Below are 22725 nucleotides of genomic sequence, written 5' to 3'. Positions count from 1 at the left end.
CCATCCATACGTCATTTCAAAATACCTTCATGTTTTAATAACCACTCTTTCCTCCATAAACCGCCCGCATACCCAACAAGTTTCCCGCTCTTTCCTATTACACGATGACATGGAACGATTATTGAAATCGGATTGCGACTATTTGCTCCTCCTATTGCTCGTACAGCTTTCGTATTTCCGACTTTCTCTGCAATATCTAAATATGAAGCACTTACGCCATAAGGAATCGTATAGAGCGCATCCCATACATTTTTTTGAAATGCTGTTCCCTCAGCAGACAACGGGACTGTGAACTCTTTTCTATTCCCCTTAAAATATTCATCGAGCTCATTTATACATTGATCTATCATTTCATTTGTATGTTCTTCTTGTCTCTCATCAACAAATATAACAGACGTAATTCCTTTATCGTTCGCTGTAATTTCTAGCAAGCCTAATTCACTTTCATAATAAGCCTGATACATATGCCATCCTCCAATTCAATTCATATTTGTTATTGTAACACGAATAGACAAAATTTTTCGTATAAGCGTTTTATTCGAGAAACAAAAACGAGAATGATACAATGTAAGAAAATTCAATCTAGGAGGCTATTGGATGAATTACAAACTTTTTTCACCTTATACAATTAAAGACGTTACATTAAAAAACCGGATTGTTATGTCACCTATGTGCATGTATTCATCGAAAAACGAGGATGGCCAAATAACGAATTTCCATCTTATTCATTATGGAACAAGAGCTGCTGGTCAAGTTGGTTTAGTTATGATTGAAGCAACAGCCGTGTTACCTGAAGGTCGAATTTCAAATAAAGACTTAGGCATTTGGGATGACAGTTTAATTGAAGGCTTACATAAAGCGACAACTTTTATACACGATAATGGTGCAAGAGCTGCCATTCAACTCGCTCATGCTGGAAGAAAAGCAGAATTAGAAACAGATGCGTTAGCTCCTTCAGCCATTCCATTTAATGAAACAATGAAAATGCCAATAGAAATGAGCAAACACCAAATTAAAGATACTGTATTAGCTTTTCAGCAAGCTGCAGTACGATCCAAACAAGCTGGATTTGACGTTATTGAAATACACGGTGCTCACGGTTATCTTATTAATGAATTTCTTTCTCCACTTACCAATAAGCGGACTGATGAATATGGTGGTTCACCTGAAAATCGATATCGTTTCTTACGCGAAATCATTGAATCGATAAATGAAGTTTGGAACGGACCGTTATTTGTTCGTATTTCAGCAAATGATTATCATCCTGACGGGTTAACAGTTCAAGATTATGTACAATATACAAAATGGATGAAAGAACAAGGAGTAGATTTAATCGATTGTAGCTCTGGGGCTGTTGTACCTGCGCGCATCGATGTTTACCCTGGGTATCAAGTACAATATGCTAAACATATTAAAGAGCATGCTAACATTGCAACTGGTGCAGTTGGATTGATTACGACCGGGGCACAAGCAGAGCAAATTTTAAATAATAACGAAGCAGATTTAATTTTTATCGGACGTGAGTTACTTCGCAATCCTTACTTCCCAAGAATAGCCGCCAATGAACTTGGCTTTGAATTAGAAGAACCGTATCAATACGAGCGAGCGCCTGGGAAAATCAGTACAAATAAATAAAACCGAGAAGCTTTTCTTCTCGGTTTTATTTATTCTATCGTTGTAATTTCATTCGAATTATAAATGTGGATACCTGATTCTTCTCGCAATGCAGTTATATACATCCCTTTTGCCACATCTTTAGCGGAAATTGGTTTATACTTTTTGAAGGCTCCTTTAAATATAAAAGGAATCATACGAGATAATTTTTCCGCCATTCTTTCACCAAAGCGAAATTCTTGTCGATTTCCTACTAATAAAGATGGCCTAAAAATGTGAATACCACCAATTACTAACTTTTGCAATTCCTCTTCCATTCTTCCTTTCACTTGTGAATAAAAGAAAAACGATTTAGGATTCGCTCCCATTGAGGACACAACAAGGAAATTTTGCACCCCTTGTTTTTCAGCTAAACAAGCCGCTCGTAACGTATATTCATAATCTACCTTTTTGAAATTAGCTTTCGTTTTTGCTTTTTTGATTGTTGTTCCTAGACAACTAAATACGTCATCTACAGCAAAGAACTCTTTATATTCCTCTAATGCCAAATAATCTACTTGCTTTTGCTGTAACTTTTCATGTTGCCATTGCATTGGTTCTCTTACAAAAATAGTAACCGAATCGTAGTAATCTGATTCAAGTAATAGACGCGTTATCTCTTGCCCAACTAAACCACTTGCACCAAGTACTAACGCTGTTCGCTTATTCATATATGCATATACCTCTTATTTTACTTTTCTCTCCTTTAGTAACATACAACTTTTAGGAGTTTCCTTCTCTCATTTTACCACAAGTAAAGCACTATGCGTACGCATAGTGCTTTACTCACTCTTTTTTCTCATCTTTCTCTCGTAATTTTGTTACGGTTGATGCATCTCCTAAATTACTTATTAATCTTCTTAAAAAAATTAAGACTACGGCTAATGGTAATACTACCGCTAATATCAATAAAATAGCTTCCATTAAGTAACCCAAACACTCAGCCCCCTCTACACCCTCCTTTCATATATATGAACACAGCGTTGTCACATATGCATGTATTCGCAAAAATAACACACCTATATTTGACAACTTTATAACAAAATCAAATCGGAATGATTATTATTTATTGCAACTTTATAAAAGATGTATTATACTAAGTTCGCAAACTAAAACGTAATTATTCCGTTTTGTGTTAAAATGATATTTTTCTTCTATAATTGGGGAAAATATATCCGTAAAAAAAGAAAAGAGGAGAACTTCATGCCTAAAAGATTGACTATATTTTCATTCTTACTTATTTTCACTTTAATTTTTACTGGCTGCTCAAATACAAAAGAAGGTAATGCCAAGAAAGATGGAAAGCTAACTGTTTATACAACTATTTTTCCTCTTGCAGATTTCGCAAAAAAAATTGGTGGCGACTATGTAACTGTTGAAGCAATTTATCCGCCTGGTGCCGATTCTCATACATTTGAGCCAAGTCAGAAACAAACAGTACAAGTTGCAAAAGCCGATTTATTCGTTTATAACGGTGCTGAATTAGAACCATTTGCTGAAAAAATGGAAAAAACATTACAAAAAGAAAACGTTAAAATTGTAAATGCATCAAAAGGTATTGAACTGCGTACTTCTACTGAAGAAGAGCATCATGATCACGGAGACGGCCATAAAGAGGATGAACATCATCACGATAAAGACCCACACATTTGGTTAGACCCTACTCTAGCAATGAAACAAGCAGAAAAAATTAAAAATGCACTTGTAGCATTACAACCTGACCATAAACAAGAGTTCGAAAAAAACTTTGCAGCACTTCAAACAAAATTTACTGATTTAGATGATCAATTTAAAGCAGCAGTTGCGAATGCAAAAACGAAAGATATTTTAGTTTCTCATGCGGCTTATGGATACTGGGAACAACGCTATGGCCTGAAACAAATTGCTATCGCCGGTATTTCAGCTTCTGATGAACCATCTCAAAAACAACTTGCTGACATTACAAAAACAGTAAAAGAACATAATCTAAAATATATTTTATTTGAAACATTTTCTACTCCAAAAGTAGCATCCGTTATTCAAAAAGAAACAGGTACAAAGATTTTACGCTTAAATCACTTAGCTACTATTTCTGAAGACGATGCGAAAAATAATAAAGATTACTTCACTTTAATGGAAGAAAACGTAAATACATTGAAAGAAGCTACTAACTAATCAACTTTTGATAAGAAGAGGCTGTCTCAAAAGGTCTTTAAACAAGACCTTTTGGAGACAGTTTTTTATTTTAACTTTAATATGGATGAGAAAATCTTTAAGAATCAAGAGTAGTTCATTTTAGAGATGTAGTTTCAATTGAAACTACATCTTTTCATGCTCATAAAAACTCTATATCCACTTCACATTTACATTAGATTCATCCATAATTATTTCATATAATTTAGCTGTCTTTTCTTAATATTAAGTATTTATATCTCCCCTTCCTTACCTCATAATTTTAATCGGGAAAGGGAGGAAAAAAATGGTTCAAATAAAAGTAACGCCCGAAGAATTGGAACGAGTTGCAAAACGGGCAAACGATACAAAGCATGCATTAGAATCTATACATAATAACTTATGCAATCAAATTGATTACATGTGTTTTCAATGGACAGGCGCATCAAATCAAAATTTCGTTCAAATGTTTAACAATGCAAGACCATCCGCATTCACAGCTATTAATGCGCTTGTGCATGTTGAAGAAGAATTAAAGAGAATTGCTGAGAAATTCCGCGTTGCAGATAGTGAAGATGTAACATCCCAAAAAACGACTAAGTCTAGTAAAGCACCTGAAAAATCTTTCTTAGGAAAAGTATGGGATGGTATAGTAGACGGTGCGGGAGATGCTGTTGGAGATACAATCGACGGTATAAAAGCATTAGGTGACTGGGAAACTTGGAAAGGCATGGGCTACACTGTCACCCATTTAGATGAAGCTTTACCTGCTATGTGGAATGCGTTATCAGATTCCTTTAACAAAGATGTGATAAATGGAGATGCAGAGACCCGTGCAAGATGGGGATCTTACGCTTTAACACAAATTGGATTAGGTCTTCTTGGAGATAAAGGGGTCAGTAAGGCTGCAAAGCTAGCACAAGGGGCTAAATTCTCTCAAGGTATCTCGAAAGCTGGACAATTATTTAATAAAGGCGATAATTTGGCTTTCGCAGGCGGTAATGGTGGTAGATCTGTATTTGATAGTGCTAGTTTTAGACAAGCCGAAGAAAAACTTTCAACCTACCAGTTTGCTAAAGGTGATAGGTCCCAACCTGTCACAAGTGTAGGTGAAGCACAAGTAAAACGTTATTTAGAGAATACTGGCGGAACAGTGGCAGAAATCAAACCGAGATATACACGTGAACAAATCGAACATCTAGCTGAAAGTAACTTTGAAAATCAAATAGATTCTGTTTTGCGGGATGTAGATATATCACGTGAAAAGTTTAATGAGCTAAAAACAAAAATGTATCATGAACTTAGTCCAGAAGAAGTAGTAGCCATGAAACAGATTAGAGACAGTGTTCCCGCACCAACTTCTACTACAATGATGCAGAAAGCAATTCCGTTAGAAGATATAAAAAAATACTTAATGGATGAGCGATTCAATGAAGTCGGGGGATGCGTTGCAAAATTTGAAGATGTAGCAGACATTCAATCATCACATGACTTATTTCACTCATTACGTTTAGATTATCACAAAACCAAATTTACTACCGAAAGTGATTTTGGTGTTATTAGATTTACATCGGATGATGCGGAAAAACTATATATTCCTTATGGCGATAATTTTAATGACCCAATAAATAAAAAACCTAGCGATTACTTACAATATCCTCAAACAGGAAATGGATTTGTAATGTCTGAAAACGGACGTATTATTCCAGAATATGAATCTCAATTTCCACAGAAATTAAGACCACATGATGGAGCAGAAATATATGAAGTTGTAAACGGAAAGGAACGATTGGTAGGAATATATAGCGAGCTAGATAAAAAATTTATTCCAGCTGTGACTAAGAACTAAGAAAGGAATTATGGAAATGATTAGACGAGATGAGTATGCAGTTTATAAAGGGACAGAATATAGTATATCCAAAATCGGTAATCGGTTTATATTAACTTCTACAAATCAAAAGGACTTACAAAACGGTTTTACACCCTACGAACGAAATCCCAATTTATTTATAAAAGAAGTTGAAAAATCCGAGTTAGAAACAGCGTATGACATTACACCTTTTGCCAAGCATAAAGAAATTATGTTTCGAATTATTGGAGAAAATAAAGACAAGGGAACTGTTTCAATATATACGATTGATCCCAAAGTAGGAAAAGAATTAGGAATGTCTTCACCTGGTCGTGGGGAATTCGTAAAAGATGTAAGACTAGAAGATGTTGAGTTAATTGAAAAAGTAGAACCTATCTGGGGATTTACACTAAATAAAGAGAATTAATTACAATAGATAACAGCAGAACCTTATAAGCACAAAGGTTCTGCCGTTTAATACCGGCAACCGAAAAACAGTAGATTAGGTGACTCAATGATTAGAGATGGAAAATATGGATTATATAATGGACAAGAATACATGTTAGCTGGAAAGAAAGATGATCTAGAAATTATATCGAATGATCCAGCTGAACTATTAAATGGTTTTATTCAAGATGATTGGGATGAAAATATTTTCTTTAAAAAAATAAAAAAAGAAGACTTGGATACCGCTTATGAAATTACAACATACGCAAAATATAAAGGACATAATTTCGGAGTACTAACTGCAAGCGAATTAAAAGTAGTTATTGCTACAAATAATCCACAGTTAGGACACAAACTAAATATGTCTGTACCAGGTCGTGGGGAATTTCATATGGAAGTAAATAGGACAGATGTTGAGTTAATTGAAGAAAAAAAACCTATATGGGGATTTACACTAGATATAGACAATTAATTACACCAAATAAAAGCAGAACCGTATAAGGGTTCTGCTTTTATAATCCTTACCTATTTTGTAACAATAGCAAATCCTAAACCAGCATCTTTATTTTAACTAGCTATCCAAATTGATAAATATAAGGATCAATATGTTCCTAAAAACACAATCCAGAATTTCTCCTGTAGGATATTACATACAGCAGACAATACAAAACCAAGTGCCCCTTCAACGAGTGCAATGTGCAGTGAATAAAAATATTGAGTTCACCAATGGAGATGCTCTTATTAGCATAATGTTTATGTGTTTCTGCTTGACTTGACCAAAATAACAAGTAAAATTATCCATATTAGCTTTTAAGCTATATTAATTTAGAAGGTGAGTTGGAATTATGACTCTTCACATTTGTGAAGTAACAGAAAAAAATTGGCGTTCGGTAGCTGCTTTAAACGTCGCAAAAGACCAGCAGCAATTTATTGAAAGCAATGCGTTTTCTTTAGCAGAATCATTATATGAGGGAAACGGAACGTCAGTAGGTTTATATGATGGAGAAACACTTGTAGGATATGCAATGTATGGATGGTATTGTAAAAAACGTAAAAGCGTATGGTTAGACCGCTTTATGATTGACCAACAATATCAAGGAAAAGGATACGCAAAACGTTTCCTTCGCTTGCTTATTCAATTCTTACAAAATAAATTTGAATGTAAAACAATTTATTTAAGTTTACATCCAGACAACAAACTTGCAATGGGATTATATGAGTCATTTGGCTTCCGTTTAAATGGCGATATTGATGATGAAGGTCCTGTTGTAGGTGTTGTAATGGAGTTACTTTTAGATGAACATACAAACCTGTGAAAACAGGTTTTTTTAGTCCTTCGTTTTTGGCAATCTAGTATTTTTCTACAAAACACTTAGTTAAGTCCAAAAAATAAGCCTGCAATAAACGCAGACTTATTTCACACACTCCTCGAAATGTGCTTGGAACCATTCTTTATTAATATCTTTTCCGATGAAAACAACTTCACTTACTCGATCTTCGCCCTCTTGCCACTCTCTATCATACGAAGCAGCAAATAACGTATGTACGCCTTGGAAAACGATACGTTTATCCACTCCATCAATCGATAAAATTCCTTTGTAGCGATATAAATATTCTCCTAGTTCTTGAACGACAGCTGACATCCACTCATTTAGTTTTTGTAAATCTAACGGACGCTCTTCGCGTAGTACAAACGATTTTACACCTTCTAAATGATTATGCTCTGTATGAGGATAAATTTGTAACGTATCTTTCGTTTTAAACGTTTGAATTTGTAGTAACGATGGAATATCCACATCACAATTAGTCGACTGAATTAACTTTGCAGTCGGGTTTATTCCTTGCAATTCATGTAAGAGATTTTCTTTTTCACTCTCTTCAATTAAATCTAACTTATTCACTAATACAACATCAGCAAATGCAATTTGTTCTTTTGCTTCTAGCCCTTTTTCAAAATGTTTATGTATATGATAACTATCTACTACTGTTACAACACCATTAATTTGGTATGCAGATTGAATAACAGGATCTAAAAAGAATGTTTGAATAATAGGACCTGGATTTGCAAGACCCGTCGTTTCAATTACTAATCCATCAAAGTCCATTTTCCCTTCTGCTTTTACGTCCAGTAATTGTTTTAACGCAACGAGTAAATCCTCACGTACAGTACAGCATAAACAGCCGTTTGTCATTTCCATAATTTCTTCTTCAACATTCATAATCAACTGATTATCAATACCAATTTGCCCGATTTCATTTACGATCACCGCCAATTTCTGACCGTGATTCTCTGATAAAATACGATTTAATAATGTCGTTTTCCCTGAACCAAGAAAACCAGTTAATATTGTTACTGGAATCATTTTGTACCTCTCCTTCTAGCTATATGTTTTTACATTATATCATATAGAAATAATCGTTTTTGTAGCAAAACATATTTATTGTTTGTACGCCCCTCTAACTATATAATAATATGTAGTAAGAAAGCCTTTTCAAAAAATAATCATTCATCAAGGGGGTACTATAATGGAACGAGTTCAAATGGCCGAAGCACTCGAATTTTCTCGTATGATTCAAGGTTTTTGGCGTTTAGCAGAATGGAATATGACGAAACAAGAATTACTTTCTTTCATTGAAGATTGTATGGATATGGGAATTACTACTTTTGATCATGCTGATATTTATGGCGGTTATACGTGTGAAGGACTGTTCGGAGAGGCATTACAACTAAAGCCTTCCTTACGTGAAAATATGCAAATCATCACAAAATGTGGAATCGCTCCCCCATCACCGAAATTTCCAGAGCGTTATGTTGCTCACTACAACACTAGTGCAAAACATATTATTCAAAGTGCAGAAGCTTCACTTAAAAATTTACATACAGATTATATTGACGTATTACTTATCCATCGTCCTGATCCTTTCATGGATCCAAATGAAGTGGCAGAAGCGTTCTCACGCTTAAGACAAGAAGGAAAAGTTCGGCATTTCGGTGTATCTAACTTTTTACCTTCCCAATTCAATATGTTAAGTTCATACTTAGATTTCCCGCTTATTACGAACCAAATTGAAGTATCAGCTCTGCAGCTTGAGCATTTTGAAAAGGGAACAATTGATTTATGTCAGGAAAAACGAATCAATCCAATGATTTGGTCACCTCTTGCTGGCGGAGAAATCTTTACTGCTCAATCAGAACGTGCTGTACGTGTACGTGAAACTGTGCAAAAAGTTGCTACTGAGCTAGGTGTTTCTAGTATCGATACGGTTATGTATGCTTGGTTACTTGCACATCCAGCTAAAATGTTGCCAATCATCGGATCTGGTAAATTAGATCGTGTTAAAACAGCCGCTCTTGCTACAAAAGTTAACTTAGACCGTCAACAATGGTTTACAATTTTCGAAAGCTCTAACGGACATCCTGTACCATAATACACAAAAAGAAGAGCCGTTTCTCTACAGCTCTTCTTTTTCATATGTATTTCTAGTCATCGCAAATACACACATATCCCTTAATCCATTTCCATCTACTGCAACACTCGCACTTTCTAAAACACCCTCTAATTTAAAACCTAATTTCTCAGGGATCGCTCTACTTTTCTTATTTAAAGAATCACAACGAATTTCTACGCGGTTTGCTTTCAGTTCAGAAAAAGCATAATCTGTTATGCCTTTCGCAGCCTCGACCATATAGCCCTTTCCACTAAACCTTGAATCAATCCAATATCCGATTTCAAATTGTGGTATATTCCAATTAACGCGATGTAATCCAGCCGATGCAATAAATTCACCTGTTTCTTTCGAAAAAACTAGTAATCTTAAGTCCTCACGCTGTAAAAATTGAATATGTGATTTTCTAATGCTCACTTCTACTTCTTCCTCTGTTTGCTCTTTTTGTGCAAAAACCATCCATGGTTTTAATTCTTTCATAGAAGCTTGAATGGCATCGTATACAGCTTTACCATCACCTGGTTTCGGCATTCGAATCAATAGCCTTTCAGTATAAAATTCAGAAGGAAAATCGAATAATAATGGATTCACTGTAAACACTCCCTATAATTCTTTTATATATAATAATATCCATCTCAAACTATACAGTAAAGAAATTTCTGAATTTTATACATTTAATTCATTTACATCTACCGCAACACGAACGCCAGATTCAATTGCCCCTTGTATCCATCCGTGATATAACGTTGTATGGTCTCCAGCAAAGAATATTCTTCCCTCTGGTTTGACAATCGCTGGTTGCAACTCTGATTCTTGACCGGCCTGAAATAGAGCAAACCCTCCAAGTGCATATGGATCCAACGTCCAACTTTTTGATATACCAGATAAGAATTCATCATATACTTGGCCACCTAATATCGTTGCTAAGTTTTGTAATGTGTAATAAATACGGTCACCCTTTGATAAGCCATCCCATAACAACGCATCATAAGACCATGTATAGCTTCCTAGCATCATAGTTGGTCCCTTCTCTCCAATTCCATAGCTTGGATAATAGGCGTAACGAATTGGCAAATCTGTTATAATTCTGCCACCTAACTGTCCTTGTTCTTCCCAAAATCGACTTTTAAATTGAATTCCTATTTTTGTCGCTGGCATATAATGCAATTCACGAATTGCTTTCCATTTCTCATGAGATATAGAATCAAATGGATCTACTTCTACAAACCGCATTGTCGAAAACGGAATGGTAACAATAACTAAGTCCCCTGTAATACTACTATATTCAAACGTTTCTTCGTTTCGATAGAAAGCTGTCACACCATTATCATGCTGATGTAGCTTCATTAATTTTTGATTATATATAATATCTTCCTCTAATTGTGGTAAAAAAGATTTTGGCAATCTATCATTACCGCCTATTATTTCACAAAATCCGCTCTCCTCTTGCATAATGTATAAAAAACGTAATGTCTCAACGAATGACCTTTCTAAAAAACCTTCTAAATCCAACAAAACGCCAATCATCTCAATTGTTACTGGTGAAAAGTAAGTATTATATTGATAAGGGTGATACTTTAAAAATTGTCCTGTAGAGTATCTGCCAAAATCATTTACTACAACATCCCAATTTTTCTCTGGGTTCTTTTTAATAAAATTTATAATAGGCTGTACCGCTAACAATAATAGCTCCTCAGACGTTTTCCCAACTTCATTCATTTCCACAGGATACTTTAATATACTTGGCTCTTTTTCATATTGTTTTAATGTCGTTTTTCGGCCGTTTACGTAAATAATATCAGTCTCATTCCTATTAATAAAAGGGCTTACCTGTAGCCCAAATTTTCTTATATATGCCATCGTTAATGTATGCGAATACGGAATTCTCATCGCCCCTACATCCAAATATAAACCGGTATCTTCCATTCTAACTGTCTCTATGCGGCCACCTACCCGGTTGTTTGCCTCAAAAATCTTCACTTCATGTCCCGCAGCTTTTAATAAAGATGCCGAAACTAATCCAGCCATGCCAGCCCCTACTACAATAATTTGCTTTGGACTCGTCGTCTTCTTTAATCCTTTATTTATAATTTTTAACGTTTCATCCATCTCCGTGTTATACATTATATCTTTCTGCACAATTCCACCCCTTACTTCATCAAATGGGCATTAGTCGTTTAGTGCATTTTATTCATAAATTTCCATAAACATAACAACAGAGCAAGTTGAATATTCACTGAAAATACATAAGAGATCGCTCTCACATCTCTTCACGCTTCGTATAATATAGCAACAGCAAATAAGGAGTGGTTAAAAATGAAACCAACTTACGACTACAATGCTACAAAAAAGTATTTAGAAGAAAAGAAACAACAGCTATGCAACAAACTTAGTAATATGCATCTATCTAAAAAAGAGCGTGAACAAATAAAACTTGAGATTGATAACTACGAATATATTTTAAATGTAGTCGAAATGAATCATTATGAACGAGGATTTTCACATTAAAAGTGGATATATAATTTATCCACTTTTTATTTTGAGCATTTCATTACGCATTTTTCGTAAGTAAATATATAATAGGATGTACATTAAGATTGAGAGGTATATTCTATGATCAAATTAAGTGTATTAGACCAATCCCCTATTTCAGATGGTAGTACGGCAGCCCACGCTTTTTCACATACAGTTACGCTTGCGCAAGAAGTTGAAAAACTCGGATATACACGCTTTTGGGTATCAGAGCATCACAATTCTGTAAGCCTTGCTGGTTCAAGTCCAGAAATACTTATTTCTCATATTGCAGCAAAAACAGAGCGTATGAGAGTTGGTTCGGGTGGTGTTATGTTACCTCACTATAGCCCGTATAAAGTTGCTGAGAATTTCCGTGTTTTAGAAGCGCTTTATCCAAATCGTATTGACCTTGGTGTCGGCAGAGCACCTGGTGGTATGCCCATTGCAACTCGCGCACTTCAAGAAGGAAAAATGGTCTCACTTGATCAATATCCAGAGCAAATTGCAGATGTTGCAATGTACTTACATGATCAAGTACCAGAAAACCATCATTATGCAAATTTAAAGGCTACTCCTGTAATTCCCACATCTCCTGACATGTGGTTGCTTGGCTCTAGCGGAGAGAGTGCAAAGATTGCCGCACAACAAGGTGCTTCCTTTGCATTCGCACAGTTCATAAACGGATACGGTGGACCCGAGGTAATGGAGGCCTATAAAAAACAATTCCAACCTTCCTATTTAGGAGATAAACCAAAATCAATCGTAGCTATTTTTGTTATTTGCGGAGAAACAAATGAAGAGGCGGAAAAAATTGCTTCTAGTTTAGATTTATCAATCTTATTACTAGAACAAGGAAAGCGTACAACTGGTACTCCTTCTATCGAAACTGCTCAAAATTATTCATATAGCACGTATGATTTATTCCGTATAAAAGAAAATCGTCAACGTATGATAGTAGGCGATCCGTCTTCTGTAAAAGAAAAAATCATAAACTTAAGCAAAGCGTACAATACTGAAGAATTTATGATTGTCACTATTACTCATCGATTTGAAGATAAATTGAATTCTTATCGCTTATTGGCAAATGCTTTTAATTTATAATTTTAAAAAGGAGATACATCACATATGATGCATCTCCTTTTCTTACTACTTATTGTTTTCATTCCCTATATATTCAATAGCTTCTTTCAATACCTCTTCAAAGTGAATAGGATAATCATGATTTAAGTTAGGTATAATTTTATACTTATGTTCTATATTCTTATCTCTTAATAATTGTACAAATTGCTGTGTGCATTCGAAACAATCTTCATCTTGATCACCGCAGACTATATATCCCTTTATATGTTTATCCTGTAGTACTCCCAGCAACTCATTCCATTCTTCAACCTCTGGAAGCCACGGTGCCATAAAAATAAACCCATCCACAGCTATATTTTTTTGTAAAATTGTATATAGAGCTACTCTTGCTCCAGCAGAAAAACCGCCAATTATTACATGTTCTACTGTACGGTTCTCTATAAGCTTATCGTAATGCTCTTTTAATTCTTCTTTCCCTCTATGTAAATCATCCCATACAAACCCATCTGAAAACTGGATTTTCGAAGACTGTGGTAAAGCTAACGTATAATTTTGTGCCAAAACAGATTTCCAATATGGTTCTATTATTCCTATATTTTCTTGATCACCGTGCATTGCAATAAATAGTTTTTCTTTTTTCTTACTTTCTATATATTTCACATCTGCTCGTTCTGTTTTCTTTGCTAACTCTTCTCTTTCTTTACATAATTGAACCATTTGATGAAACTCTTCAAATTTATGTAGTGGTTTTAAATCGTCGTCCGAAATTAAATACTCATTTCCATACCAAAAACCCTTTTCTATAATAGCTTCCTTCATTAAATGCAACGCTTCTTCTTCAAGTCCTGCTGCACTCGCTAATGCATATTTAAAATTATATATTTGAGCCTCATTCCCTACTATACCTTTAGCATGCTCCATTATATAAGTGTACGCTTCTAAACTTCCTTTACTTGCATAGCAATGTAACGTTTCATTTAATAATTGAATGTAAGTCATACCATTTTTCATACATCTACTCCCCCGTAACCTGTTATAATATTTATGTCTCAAACCTTTATATCATTCTGTAATCGTTATATAACTCAAGCTAACAATAACTTTATTCTTAAAATGATACTCAATTATTACTCCTCTTTACCCAATAAATTTAGTATAAAGTTTAATAGACTGAAAAATAAATATTTTTACAACCAAAAAAAAGACAACAATATATTTATTGTTGTTCTCAATACATCTACCCACTCTTTTGTTTTTTTCTATCTGGTTTACTTGAAACTAAATAATGTTTTTCTGAAATATATAAGTCTCTTTTTAATATACGATCTAAGTAAGGTCCTAGTTTCATTCCGCATATGAGGCGATCTTCACTACCTTCTACAATTGGAAACATTTCTTTTTCTGTTACATACTGATCTACTGCCTTTTGTACAATATCAATTTCTTTCACTAGGTTTAAGTTTTCTTCTGTATGTTCAAATACCTCAAGCGTTTCCTTCGTAATAAGAAAATGGTTTGTTGGAAATGCAGGTAAATACGGCTTTAACAAATCATAATTCACTGTATAATCATCATTTACTAATACTGTATAAACGATATTAGCATTCTTTTCTAGAAACTTAGCCATCGCTTGTTCCAATTCATCTTTCGTAATTTCACGCTCTTCTTTTCCAGTTTTGAAAAAGCGAAACATCGCATCGCCTCCTTTTTACTATATTATAGCATAAAAGAAAACTGAAAAATCACAAAAAAGTCATTGAAAGAATTTTTCAATGACTTTTTTCTTTATATTCTTATATTTATCCCGCTTTAATGGGCAGTAAGCCCCCACTGATTAAAGTTTCACTTTATTTTAAGAACGCACTTAGCATCCATACATGTTGTTCTAATGTTGTATGAATTGCTAACAACATGTCCGCTGATGTTTCATCTCCAGCTTCACCAGCAACTTCCATGCCTTCTTTTAGTTCTTGAATAAGTGCTGAGTAATCATTTACTAATGTTTGCACCATTTCTTCTGCAGATTCCTTGCTTGTCCCTTCATTCACACTAGATGTTGCAAGATATTCTTTCATTGTCGCTAACGGCTTACCTTCCAATGCTAAAATACGTTCTGCTAATTCATCAATATACGTTCCAGCTTCATTGTAAAACTCTTCAAATTTCTCATGTAATGTAAAGAAGTGTGGTCCTGTCACATACCAGTGATAATTATGTAGTTTCACATATAACACATTCCAGTTTGCTACCTGCTTGTTTAATACTTCAACAACATTTGTTTTCGTACTCATACAATCCACTCCTCTTATCATTTTGTAATGATTATCTTTTCATAACCTAGTTACATGTTACCATACATTTCCTATCCTTTCGAACGATTAGCTTATATGTAACAAAGTTTTAACACCTTTAATATTTCCCTAATATGTATTAATTCATGTATGTTTTCAAACACTTCATACGTCTAATTGTCCAAGCTCATACATATGCATAATAGTAAATCAAGCTCATCGTAGTAGAAAGAGGGATAACATGGACAATCAACAATGGCAAGTAGCAAAGAAAGTCGCTGCTACTTATATTGGAACAGTCGTTGGAGCTGGATTTGCTACTGGACGAGAAATTGTTGAATTTTTTACAGTGAATGGCTTTTATGGAACAATTGGTATATGTATAAGTGGATTTTTTTTTATTTGGCTCGGTACAAAAATGATGTTACTCTCCTCACAAATCGGTGCATTTTCAGCGCAAGAATTTAACAAATATTTATTTGGGGATGTATTTGGAAATGTCGTAAACACATTATTATTGCTCGTATTATTTGGTGTAACGAGCGTTATGTTATCAGGAGCTGGAGCGGTATTTGAAGAGCAACTTCGTTTACCAAGACAACTCGGTATTTTCATTACAGTAATCGCCTGTCTCATTATAGGTAGTCGCGGATTACAAGGGGTTTTTGAAGTTAATACACTTGTCGTACCTATTATGATGATTTTCATTATCGGACTTGCTATTACAACGTTTTTTCACGGTACAACTCCTATTAGTAACACTATTCCTGCAGAAAGCTGGAATATGAAGTGGATAACTAGTCCTATTACATATGTCGCCTTAAATCTTTCTCTCGCCCAAAGCGTCCTCGTCCCGTTAGCCAGCGAAGTAAAAGATCGAAAGGCCATTTTATGGGGCGGTATTTTAGGTGGGGCAGGACTTTCTTTAATATTATTATGTAGCCATTTAGCTATCTTATCAGTCGACCAATTTTATCAATATAACATTCCAATGGCTGAAGTCATAAGAAAATTCAATGCCACTTTTCACTTTTTCTTTGTTCTTATCATTTTCGGTGAAGTATTCACAACTTTAGTTGGCAATGTGTTCGGAATGACAAAACAAATGCAATCCATCACTGGCTGGAAAAATAACAATATTATTTTCTTCATTTTACTAATAAGTTATTGCTTTAGTTACGTTGGTTACAGTGAATTACTCCATATTCTATATCCAGTAATCGGGTGGGTTAGCATCATTTTACTTCCGATTATTGCTTTTAAACAACTTCAAAAAACATAAAAAGCATCCATGTTATTGGATGCTTTATATATATATTTACTCACAATCATCACATACTTCCCAGTACGGCCCCATTTCGATTGCCAAATATGGCTTTAATTGCAACCGAATCATTCGACTAGGCATACGTTCTAAAACGAATTGAATCCCTTCTTCCTCTTCGTCTAATTCAACTTTTGAAATCGCAATTCTTTGCATCGTCGAAATAGGCATTCCATCTTTATATAAAGTGATTTTCACCTCATCATATTCATTAAAATACAATTCAACACTCATTTGATTTTTCAACATTTCATTAACAATTTCATATTTATCATTTCGTTCCTGGATTATATATTTCCAAGCGCCTCTACCTTCTTCTTTCGGAGCTGCTTGAAATAATGTCATCAAATCCTCGTATAGCATAAGATAACCCCTCTCTTACTAAAAAACGATGAGTATTTTATATACTCTTTATCTCTATCACTATCCATATGTATTGTACCATATATCGCCGTTCTTACCGTATTCATTTGCTTCATAACTGTATATAAAACACCTGATTCTCTGCATTACTTTCTGGATTGTCTCTTAATGCATTTCTTAATCCCCTTCTAAAGCTTTCAAATCATATCAAACTTAAGTAAATACTTTCTTTGTCCACCCTCCAATTTATTATTTCCATGCAATAAAAAAAGAAGAGTGACTTATATCACTCTCCTTAAAAGAATTTCCCAGTAGCTGCTAACGCTAATACTAGTATTAAAATAGTAAATAATAATGATACAATGAAACTAAAAATAGGTAATGCTTTCTTTTCATTCTTCTTCAAAAGTAACTTTAAACTAAGGAAGATGTTTATTGGTACAAATATAAAATAAAAATATTTAACAATTTGTACCGAACTATTCGAAAGTGTTTTTAAAATAAACACTTCAATTAGAAAAACAATAAAAAATGAAATACTTAACCAAAATGAGACATAACTAAGCCAAGAATGTCTTTTTGTCCCCCAATACACTCCCATACGAATCTCCTTTTATTTGTATTCTATATGATTATAATTATACACAAAGTTAACAAATACCTTTATTTTTCGACAAATATTATACAAAATATATATTTAAACCTCATAAAAGTATTGTGTATTTCTATTTAATTTTACAAAAAAACAGACTACTCCAATAGCATACTGCTATCTTGGAGTAGTCTGTTCTCTATTAAACTTTAAATCTTTCAATTAATACTTGTAACTCTTCAGCCATTTGAGAAAGCGTACCAGCTGCAGAACCAATTTCCTCCATCGAAGCTAATTGTTCTTCCGCTGATGCTGCAACGTTTTGAGTACTCGTCGCATTATTCTGCGCTGTCATTGCAATTTGTCCTACCGAAATAGACACTTCATTTGCACCTTTTGACATCCCGTTAGCCGTTTCAACCATCGTTTTAATTTGATCGGCAATTTCGTTTGTAGATTGTAAAATCTCAGTAAAGTTTTGCTTCGTTTCATTCGCAATTACAAGTCCAGATTGAACTTCTTCATTTACATGCCCCATTGATTTTACCGTCTTACTCATGTCATCTTGTATTTCACTTATTAATTTACTAATTTCACTAGAAGATACGCTAGACTTCTCCGCCAATTTACGTACTTCATCTGCAACGATTGCAAATCCTCTTCCGTGCTCTCCTGCTCTTGCAGCTTCAATTGCCGCATTCAAAGCTAGAAGATTTGTTTGATCTGCAATATTTTGAATGACTTCCAGTATGTCACCAATTTGTTTTGATTTATTATTTAATAACTGTATAACTTCATCTGACTGTGAAACAGATTCTGCAATAGACTGCATTTGATTTACTGTTTTTCCTACTAGTTTTCCACCATCTTCTGCTTTTTCACGAGTATGCGCAGAAGCCGTACTAATTGATGATGAACTATTTGCTACATGTTGAATTCCTTCTGTTACATTAAATAGTAACATTGCACCATTTTCTACACTTGTTGTTTGTGTTGTTGCCCCGCTCGATATTTCATCCATTGCCATTGTAATTTGCTCAGTCGCTTCACTCGCTTGTCTTACACTTGCCGTTAGCTCTTCTGATGCTGCTGCAACATGTCCAGCCGAAGTATTAATTCTTCCGATTAATGTTCGCAATGCATCAGTCATCTCATTAAATCCTTTTGCAAGTTGACCAATTTCATCATTAGAATGAATTTCGATGGTTTGCGTTAGATCTCCCTCACTTATTTCTTTAGAAGTGACAACTAATCTTTTTAATGGCTTCGTTATAGAAAGTGTCACAAAATAAATAAGTGCCCCGCCTATAACTAATGAAATGAACATAACAATTAACATATTATAAAATACAGGCTGCGCAGCTTCAATTACTTCATTTGAGTACATCGTCCCACTGATTTTCCAACCTGTTTTTACATTTGTAGCAAATACCATTTGTTTTTCGCTACCGTCATACATATATGAAAAAGCACCATGATTATCTTCATAAATTTTCTTCGCCCAAGAATCAGATGCTTTTTCTCCTGACTTCTCTTGAGGATGTGCAATTATTTTTTGTTTCCCATCTAAAATGAAAGCATATCCCTTTTTACCAATATTAATTAACTTCGTTGTTTTTAATAAATTATCTAAACTTAAATCTATCGCTACAACACCGTTTTTATCTTCTGCTTGTTTTGCAATCGTTACGACAATATGTCCATTTCCTTTTGCCTTATACGGCTCAGTAATTACAATACCACCTTGTTTTGCCACTGCATCTTTATACCAAGAACGTTCTGTTGGATCATAGTCCGCTGCCATTTGTATATTTGGTTCTTGCACAAATTTCTTATCATTTCCAGCAACGTATACTTGTTCAACATCTTTATTTAAATTAATATATTGAGATAACATCTTCCTTAATTCATCTTGATTTTCCCCTTGATACATATTCCCTTGAATCACTCGCGCAAAATTATTTATATCATTAAATTTTGCCTCAATCATTTGATTGATTAAATTATCTAATATTTTTATATTGTCGTGAGCACTACTCGTAATTTGTGATTCAAAATTCTTTTTAGCTGTTTGATAAGACATGCCTCCGATAATAGAGACCGCCGCAATTAGAATGACGAAAAATGAAATTAGTAGTTTTTTTGCTACTTTCATATCACGAAACCAATTTAATAGTCTACCCATTACAAACCTCCTGCTTTTCAATTTTATAAGATAAATATTGTGAATTATAAATATTTCCCATTCCCTAATTATTATTTTCATAACCTATTATGATGAATACTTTGTAAAGTTTAAACAAATAAATTCTATTTGTCTATATATTTGAATAACATTATTATAAAATTTACAAATGTAAAAAACCAAAGGAATATACCTTTGGTTTTTTACATTTTTTTATGCTGTTTAGAAATCTTTTTCCACTTATCACGCTCTGCTCTTGCAAGAACAGCATCTTGTTTTCTCATAAAATAGGCTAGTTCTCTTTGTAATTTTTTATAGCTTTGCAATCGATTTATCGTAATCATTCCGTTATCAATTGCCTTATGCACTGCACACCCTGGCTCATTTTCATGCTTACAGTCCCTAAAACGGCATGTATTTGCTAGTTCTTCAATATCAGAAAATGTTGTTTGAATCGCATCGCTTCCTTCCCAAAGCTGCAGCTCCCTCATACCCGGAGTATCAATAACTAAACTACCACTCGGTAATCGGAACAATTCACGATGAGTTGTCGTATGCCTTCCTTTACTATCTTCCTCACGAATATCTCCCGTTTTTGCTACTTCAATTCCTATAAGTGCATTTAACAAAGTAGATTTCCCAACCCCTGATGACCCGACTAAAGCAATTGTTTTTCCTGAAGTAACGAATTGCTGCAACGATTCAATACCGGTATGCTCTACACTATCAACGACGAAGATTGGAACACCAATTGCCACAGCTTCCGTTTCAACAATTTTCTGCTCTATGTCCTCACATAAGCTACTCTTTGTTAAAACAATTACAGGCATTGCACCGCTTTCATACGCTAATAGTAAATAACGTTCCATTCTTCTTACATTAAAATCATGATTAAGTGCATTCACTAAAAATAGATAATCTACATTTGCTGCTATTACTTGTTCTTCCGTTCGAGTACCAGCCTCTTGTCTAGAAAAAGAGCTTCTTCTTGGAAAAATACGATGAATAATTGCTTTCTTTTCATTCTCTATTTTCTTTATATACACCCAATCACCAACTGCTGGATAATCTCCCTTCGTTACTGCTTCATGTCGAAACTTTCCAGACAGCTCTGCCATATATTCACCATCATTACAAATAATTCGATATATATGCTTATGCTCAAGTAAAATTCGTCCTACTTCAAAGTTCTCAACAGCTTGTTCCTCAAAAAAAGAATCCCAGCCGAACGATTCTAAAATATTTTGATTCAAATTGATATCCTCCCTAGTTTAAGCTAAGCGGAAGGATCGTGCGCTCCCTTATATAGTCTCGCCCTTTCCATCCACCTTTGTATTTGGTTTATTATTCATATAAGTTATTTTCGCCATAATACATCACCCCGTTCTCATTTTAATTACTCTCATTATATGGAATATTCATTTAAAAAGCTACCTTATTTAACGTAATTTTCAAACATTTTATTTTTCATCATTCTAATTTGCCCACGGTGACTAATCTCATCTTCTAGCACGTGAAACCACAAATAGTACTGGTTATGAGCTACACCGTTAGGCCACTTTCTTTCTGACATAAGCCATTCATCACCTTGTTCACTCAAATACTTCAGTGATTCTTCTCGAACACTTTGTAGAAGCTGTACATAATACTTTATTTCATGACCACGAATCGTTTTCCTCGATTCTCCTAAATAGAGTGCGTCTTTCCATATTTCTAATTCTTCCTTTGTAAAGTCACGCTCTTGAAATGAAATAAGCTGATGTGCTTTTTCAATAGCTGCTATATGCTTTAGTAACGCTCCAATGGAATTCCCTCCACTCGGTATCATTAAATCTAATTGCTCAACCGATAGATCTCTTATTTCAAGGAATGTTACAGCCCTTGTATGCTCCAGCATGCTTACTAATTCCCCTATATTTTTTGTATAACCAGCCACACTTCTTATTCGGTAATCTATATTCATATCACGCACCCTTTTCTGTATTCATATTAAGGAATAACAGCTTCATATAATAGACTGAAATATATCAGATTTTTCTGTTATAATTAAATTGAATACGTAATACCCCCAAACAAACTTTCTCAATATGCTTCTATGAAATATTAAAAGGAATCAATATAAAATAATCGAATCTTATTCACTAAAAGGAGTGGATTCGATGGAAATGTATCAATGGCTAACCGCTATACTCGTTGGTGGCATTACCGGTTTCGTTTCCCATCTAATCAATAACCAAGGTAAGTTATTGCTTCCACGCCGTTTGAAGACTTTTTTTCACTTTGGGTTTTTGACTGATATTTTCACTGGTAGTCTAGCTGCACTTCTTGGACTCGTTTTATTTGATGTCACCTTAATAAAAGAAATTATTAAAGTATCCATTGTGACTGCTATTTCCGGTCAGACTTTTTTACTACATCAAGCTCTTGGTGGCGAACAGGCTAAAAATACGCAAATCGGGAAAGCTGATGAGAAGATTCAAGAAATTGACAAATTATTGCGACGTTAGTCTATACTTTTTTTGAAAATTATTGCTATAATAAACAATAAATATTTTCTATTGCGTCGTTTGTCAGAAGAAAGGGTGTTTCGTATGACAAAAAAGAAAATAGAAGATTTCTTAACAGACACTGAAAAAGAGGAACTGCTAGAAAACTATAAATGTTTACGAGAAGCCCGCACAAAAAGCGAAGCTAACTATTTTGGAGAAGCAGTAAACCATCTATTAAATAAAGCTAAACAACGAATTATTAAAGATGCAGGCATACATGATGAAAATGCAGCAACTGTTCAATCAAAGAGAAAAGCACTGTTTTAGTTCATTAGCTAAA

Annotated in this window: 26 protein-coding genes and 1 pseudogene; 12 read left to right on the top strand and 15 right to left on the bottom strand. The window is 34.3% G+C overall.

Translation table 11 applies throughout. The annotated features are described in order from the left end of the window. Positions 1 to 11: 11 nt before the first annotated feature. On the bottom strand, positions 12 to 464 hold the full coding sequence (locus PDQ40_RS03050) for a methylated-DNA--[protein]-cysteine S-methyltransferase (protein WP_049113109.1): 453 nt from the start codon (positions 462 to 464) through the stop codon (positions 12 to 14). A gap of 133 nt (positions 465 to 597) precedes the next feature. Between PDQ40_RS03050 and namA the strand changes: the two genes are divergently transcribed. After that, a complete protein-coding gene (gene namA, locus PDQ40_RS03045; RefSeq protein ID WP_048556896.1) occupies positions 598 to 1635 on the top strand; it encodes an NADPH dehydrogenase NamA in 1038 nt (345 codons plus the stop codon). A gap of 29 nt (positions 1636 to 1664) precedes the next feature. On the opposite strand, the gene PDQ40_RS03040 is transcribed toward namA, so the two are convergent. Together PDQ40_RS03040 and PDQ40_RS03035 are read right to left on the bottom strand one after the other, a co-directional pair. Next, positions 1665 to 2324: an oxidoreductase gene (locus PDQ40_RS03040; protein ID WP_001042754.1), complete on the bottom strand. Its 660-nt coding sequence runs from the start codon at positions 2322 to 2324 to the stop codon at positions 1665 to 1667. Between the two features lie 115 nt (positions 2325 to 2439). Then, positions 2440 to 2589, bottom strand: a complete 150-nt coding sequence (locus tag PDQ40_RS03035; RefSeq protein WP_000540927.1) for a hypothetical protein — start codon at positions 2587 to 2589, stop codon at positions 2440 to 2442. A gap of 267 nt (positions 2590 to 2856) precedes the next feature. Between PDQ40_RS03035 and PDQ40_RS03030 the strand changes: the two genes are divergently transcribed. From PDQ40_RS03030 to PDQ40_RS03010, 5 genes are all read left to right on the top strand, one after another. Next, positions 2857 to 3807 (top strand): metal ABC transporter substrate-binding protein, encoded by a 951-nt coding sequence (locus tag PDQ40_RS03030; protein WP_001126173.1) that lies wholly within the window; start codon positions 2857 to 2859, stop codon positions 3805 to 3807. 304 nt (positions 3808 to 4111) lie between these two features. After that, on the top strand, positions 4112 to 5653 hold the full coding sequence (locus PDQ40_RS03025) for a WXG100 family type VII secretion target (protein ID WP_000249913.1): 1542 nt from the start codon (positions 4112 to 4114) through the stop codon (positions 5651 to 5653). A 16-nt stretch (positions 5654 to 5669) separates the two neighbouring features. Beyond that, the gene (locus tag PDQ40_RS03020; protein WP_000621152.1) at positions 5670 to 6080 is read left to right on the top strand and encodes a hypothetical protein; all 411 of its coding nucleotides are present in this window, start codon (positions 5670 to 5672) and stop codon (positions 6078 to 6080) included. Between the two features lie 87 nt (positions 6081 to 6167). Continuing rightward, the gene (locus PDQ40_RS03015; protein ID WP_214328817.1) at positions 6168 to 6572 is read left to right on the top strand and encodes a hypothetical protein; all 405 of its coding nucleotides are present in this window, start codon (positions 6168 to 6170) and stop codon (positions 6570 to 6572) included. A gap of 373 nt (positions 6573 to 6945) precedes the next feature. Next, complete coding sequence (locus PDQ40_RS03010) at positions 6946 to 7416, top strand: GNAT family N-acetyltransferase (protein WP_000172427.1); 471 nt, start codon at positions 6946 to 6948, stop codon at positions 7414 to 7416. Between the two features lie 96 nt (positions 7417 to 7512). On the opposite strand, the gene PDQ40_RS03005 is transcribed toward PDQ40_RS03010, so the two are convergent. Continuing rightward, positions 7513 to 8463, bottom strand: a complete 951-nt coding sequence (locus PDQ40_RS03005) for a CobW family GTP-binding protein (protein ID WP_000613439.1) — start codon at positions 8461 to 8463, stop codon at positions 7513 to 7515. Between the two features lie 163 nt (positions 8464 to 8626). On the opposite strand from PDQ40_RS03005, the gene PDQ40_RS03000 reads away from it, so the two are divergent. After that, complete coding sequence (locus tag PDQ40_RS03000; protein ID WP_214328818.1) at positions 8627 to 9529, top strand: aldo/keto reductase; 903 nt, start codon at positions 8627 to 8629, stop codon at positions 9527 to 9529. A 24-nt stretch (positions 9530 to 9553) separates the two neighbouring features. Here the strand turns inward: PDQ40_RS03000 and PDQ40_RS02995 are convergent, their stop codons facing one another. Continuing rightward, positions 9554 to 10138, bottom strand: a complete 585-nt coding sequence (locus tag PDQ40_RS02995; protein ID WP_042874925.1) for a GNAT family N-acetyltransferase — start codon at positions 10136 to 10138, stop codon at positions 9554 to 9556. Positions 10139 to 10213: 75 nt separating this feature from the next. Further along, positions 10214 to 11686 carry a flavin monoamine oxidase family protein gene (locus PDQ40_RS02990; RefSeq protein WP_214328820.1) on the bottom strand — a complete coding sequence of 491 codons (1473 nt, stop codon included), beginning with the start codon at positions 11684 to 11686 and terminating at the stop codon, positions 10214 to 10216. 177 nt (positions 11687 to 11863) lie between these two features. Between PDQ40_RS02990 and PDQ40_RS02985 the strand changes: the two genes are divergently transcribed. Further along, entirely contained in the window at positions 11864 to 12055 is a 192-nt protein-coding gene (locus PDQ40_RS02985; protein ID WP_000805515.1) for a DUF3896 domain-containing protein, read from the top strand. Between the two features lie 105 nt (positions 12056 to 12160). Continuing rightward, the gene (locus tag PDQ40_RS02980) at positions 12161 to 13162 is read left to right on the top strand and encodes an LLM class flavin-dependent oxidoreductase (protein WP_074533098.1); all 1002 of its coding nucleotides are present in this window, start codon (positions 12161 to 12163) and stop codon (positions 13160 to 13162) included. 45 nt (positions 13163 to 13207) lie between these two features. Here PDQ40_RS02980 and PDQ40_RS02975 read toward each other — a convergent pair whose 3' ends face one another. The 3 genes from PDQ40_RS02975 to PDQ40_RS02965 all read right to left on the bottom strand — a co-directional run bounded on the left by PDQ40_RS02975 (position 13208) and on the right by PDQ40_RS02965 (position 15432). Beyond that, a complete protein-coding gene (locus PDQ40_RS02975; RefSeq protein WP_046197609.1) occupies positions 13208 to 14152 on the bottom strand; it encodes an alpha/beta hydrolase in 945 nt (314 codons plus the stop codon). Positions 14153 to 14378: 226 nt separating this feature from the next. Next, complete coding sequence (locus tag PDQ40_RS02970; RefSeq protein WP_000488187.1) at positions 14379 to 14834, bottom strand: DUF3939 domain-containing protein; 456 nt, start codon at positions 14832 to 14834, stop codon at positions 14379 to 14381. Between the two features lie 154 nt (positions 14835 to 14988). After that, entirely contained in the window at positions 14989 to 15432 is a 444-nt protein-coding gene (locus tag PDQ40_RS02965; protein ID WP_000105198.1) for a Dps family protein, read from the bottom strand. A 241-nt stretch (positions 15433 to 15673) separates the two neighbouring features. Between PDQ40_RS02965 and PDQ40_RS02960 the strand changes: the two genes are divergently transcribed. Beyond that, positions 15674 to 16714: a YkvI family membrane protein gene (locus PDQ40_RS02960; protein WP_001990330.1), complete on the top strand. Its 1041-nt coding sequence runs from the start codon at positions 15674 to 15676 to the stop codon at positions 16712 to 16714. A gap of 36 nt (positions 16715 to 16750) precedes the next feature. Here PDQ40_RS02960 and PDQ40_RS02955 read toward each other — a convergent pair whose 3' ends face one another. The 6 genes and pseudogenes from PDQ40_RS02955 to PDQ40_RS02935 form a co-directional block, all read right to left on the bottom strand. Further along, positions 16751 to 17119: a DUF3979 family protein gene (locus tag PDQ40_RS02955; protein WP_000965077.1), complete on the bottom strand. Its 369-nt coding sequence runs from the start codon at positions 17117 to 17119 to the stop codon at positions 16751 to 16753. 295 nt (positions 17120 to 17414) lie between these two features. Beyond that, a complete protein-coding gene (locus PDQ40_RS02950) occupies positions 17415 to 17720 on the bottom strand; it encodes a hypothetical protein (RefSeq protein ID WP_000539568.1) in 306 nt (101 codons plus the stop codon). 193 nt (positions 17721 to 17913) lie between these two features. Then, positions 17914 to 18732, bottom strand: coding sequence for a methyl-accepting chemotaxis protein (locus tag PDQ40_RS28175; protein WP_406566173.1), 819 nt, complete (start codon positions 18730 to 18732; stop codon positions 17914 to 17916). Between the two features lie 123 nt (positions 18733 to 18855). Further along, a pseudogene (locus tag PDQ40_RS28170) lies at positions 18856 to 19701 on the bottom strand (HAMP domain-containing protein); the annotation flags it as partial. Between the two features lie 398 nt (positions 19702 to 20099). Then, positions 20100 to 21149 carry a ribosome small subunit-dependent GTPase A gene (gene rsgA / locus PDQ40_RS02940; protein ID WP_001073059.1) on the bottom strand — a complete coding sequence of 350 codons (1050 nt, stop codon included), beginning with the start codon at positions 21147 to 21149 and terminating at the stop codon, positions 20100 to 20102. Between the two features lie 182 nt (positions 21150 to 21331). Beyond that, positions 21332 to 21859, bottom strand: a complete 528-nt coding sequence (locus PDQ40_RS02935; protein ID WP_001018091.1) for a DinB family protein — start codon at positions 21857 to 21859, stop codon at positions 21332 to 21334. A gap of 196 nt (positions 21860 to 22055) precedes the next feature. On the opposite strand from PDQ40_RS02935, the gene PDQ40_RS02930 reads away from it, so the two are divergent. Together PDQ40_RS02930 and PDQ40_RS02925 are read left to right on the top strand one after the other, a co-directional pair. After that, positions 22056 to 22403: a DUF4257 domain-containing protein gene (locus tag PDQ40_RS02930; RefSeq protein ID WP_000426313.1), complete on the top strand. Its 348-nt coding sequence runs from the start codon at positions 22056 to 22058 to the stop codon at positions 22401 to 22403. Between the two features lie 84 nt (positions 22404 to 22487). Continuing rightward, positions 22488 to 22712, top strand: a complete 225-nt coding sequence (locus PDQ40_RS02925) for a hypothetical protein (protein ID WP_000162601.1) — start codon at positions 22488 to 22490, stop codon at positions 22710 to 22712. Positions 22713 to 22725: the final 13 nt, after the last annotated feature.

Origin of the sequence: Bacillus cereus group sp. Bc061, from assembly GCF_027715825.1 — a bacterium.
In the GTDB taxonomy this organism is placed as follows: domain Bacteria; phylum Bacillota; class Bacilli; order Bacillales; family Bacillaceae_G; genus Bacillus_A; species Bacillus_A paranthracis.
The sequence above is the reverse complement of the archived record's forward strand: the minus strand, read 5'-3'. Positions and strand labels throughout refer to the sequence as shown.

What these genes read in the sequence shown, in the direction of transcription:
- PDQ40_RS02935 (WP_001018091.1), bottom strand. Translation starts at nt 21,859, where the DNA reads ATGAATATAGATTACCGAATAAGAAGTGTGGCTGGTTATACAAAAAAT.
- PDQ40_RS03050 (WP_049113109.1), bottom strand. Translation starts at nt 464, where the DNA reads ATGTATCAGGCTTATTATGAAAGTGAATTAGGCTTGCTAGAAATTACA.
- PDQ40_RS02950 (WP_000539568.1), bottom strand. Translation starts at nt 17,720, where the DNA reads ATGGGAGTGTATTGGGGGACAAAAAGACATTCTTGGCTTAGTTATGTC.
- PDQ40_RS02985 (WP_000805515.1), top strand. Translation starts at nt 11,864, where the DNA reads ATGAAACCAACTTACGACTACAATGCTACAAAAAAGTATTTAGAAGAA.
- namA (WP_048556896.1), top strand. Translation starts at nt 598, where the DNA reads ATGAATTACAAACTTTTTTCACCTTATACAATTAAAGACGTTACATTA.
- PDQ40_RS03020 (WP_000621152.1), top strand. Translation starts at nt 5,670, where the DNA reads ATGATTAGACGAGATGAGTATGCAGTTTATAAAGGGACAGAATATAGT.
- PDQ40_RS03000 (WP_214328818.1), top strand. Translation starts at nt 8,627, where the DNA reads ATGGAACGAGTTCAAATGGCCGAAGCACTCGAATTTTCTCGTATGATT.
- PDQ40_RS03005 (WP_000613439.1), bottom strand. Translation starts at nt 8,463, where the DNA reads ATGATTCCAGTAACAATATTAACTGGTTTTCTTGGTTCAGGGAAAACG.
- PDQ40_RS03030 (WP_001126173.1), top strand. Translation starts at nt 2,857, where the DNA reads ATGCCTAAAAGATTGACTATATTTTCATTCTTACTTATTTTCACTTTA.
- PDQ40_RS03010 (WP_000172427.1), top strand. Translation starts at nt 6,946, where the DNA reads ATGACTCTTCACATTTGTGAAGTAACAGAAAAAAATTGGCGTTCGGTA.
- PDQ40_RS02980 (WP_074533098.1), top strand. Translation starts at nt 12,161, where the DNA reads ATGATCAAATTAAGTGTATTAGACCAATCCCCTATTTCAGATGGTAGT.
- PDQ40_RS02960 (WP_001990330.1), top strand. Translation starts at nt 15,674, where the DNA reads ATGGACAATCAACAATGGCAAGTAGCAAAGAAAGTCGCTGCTACTTAT.
- PDQ40_RS02975 (WP_046197609.1), bottom strand. Translation starts at nt 14,152, where the DNA reads ATGAAAAATGGTATGACTTACATTCAATTATTAAATGAAACGTTACAT.
- PDQ40_RS28175 (WP_406566173.1), bottom strand. Translation starts at nt 18,732, where the DNA reads ATGGATGAAATATCGAGCGGGGCAACAACACAAACAACAAGTGTAGAA.
- PDQ40_RS02925 (WP_000162601.1), top strand. Translation starts at nt 22,488, where the DNA reads ATGACAAAAAAGAAAATAGAAGATTTCTTAACAGACACTGAAAAAGAG.
- PDQ40_RS03040 (WP_001042754.1), bottom strand. Translation starts at nt 2,324, where the DNA reads ATGAATAAGCGAACAGCGTTAGTACTTGGTGCAAGTGGTTTAGTTGGG.
- PDQ40_RS02965 (WP_000105198.1), bottom strand. Translation starts at nt 15,432, where the DNA reads ATGAGTACGAAAACAAATGTTGTTGAAGTATTAAACAAGCAGGTAGCA.
- PDQ40_RS02955 (WP_000965077.1), bottom strand. Translation starts at nt 17,119, where the DNA reads ATGCTATACGAGGATTTGATGACATTATTTCAAGCAGCTCCGAAAGAA.
- PDQ40_RS02970 (WP_000488187.1), bottom strand. Translation starts at nt 14,834, where the DNA reads ATGTTTCGCTTTTTCAAAACTGGAAAAGAAGAGCGTGAAATTACGAAA.
- PDQ40_RS02930 (WP_000426313.1), top strand. Translation starts at nt 22,056, where the DNA reads ATGGAAATGTATCAATGGCTAACCGCTATACTCGTTGGTGGCATTACC.
- PDQ40_RS03015 (WP_214328817.1), top strand. Translation starts at nt 6,168, where the DNA reads ATGATTAGAGATGGAAAATATGGATTATATAATGGACAAGAATACATG.
- PDQ40_RS03025 (WP_000249913.1), top strand. Translation starts at nt 4,112, where the DNA reads ATGGTTCAAATAAAAGTAACGCCCGAAGAATTGGAACGAGTTGCAAAA.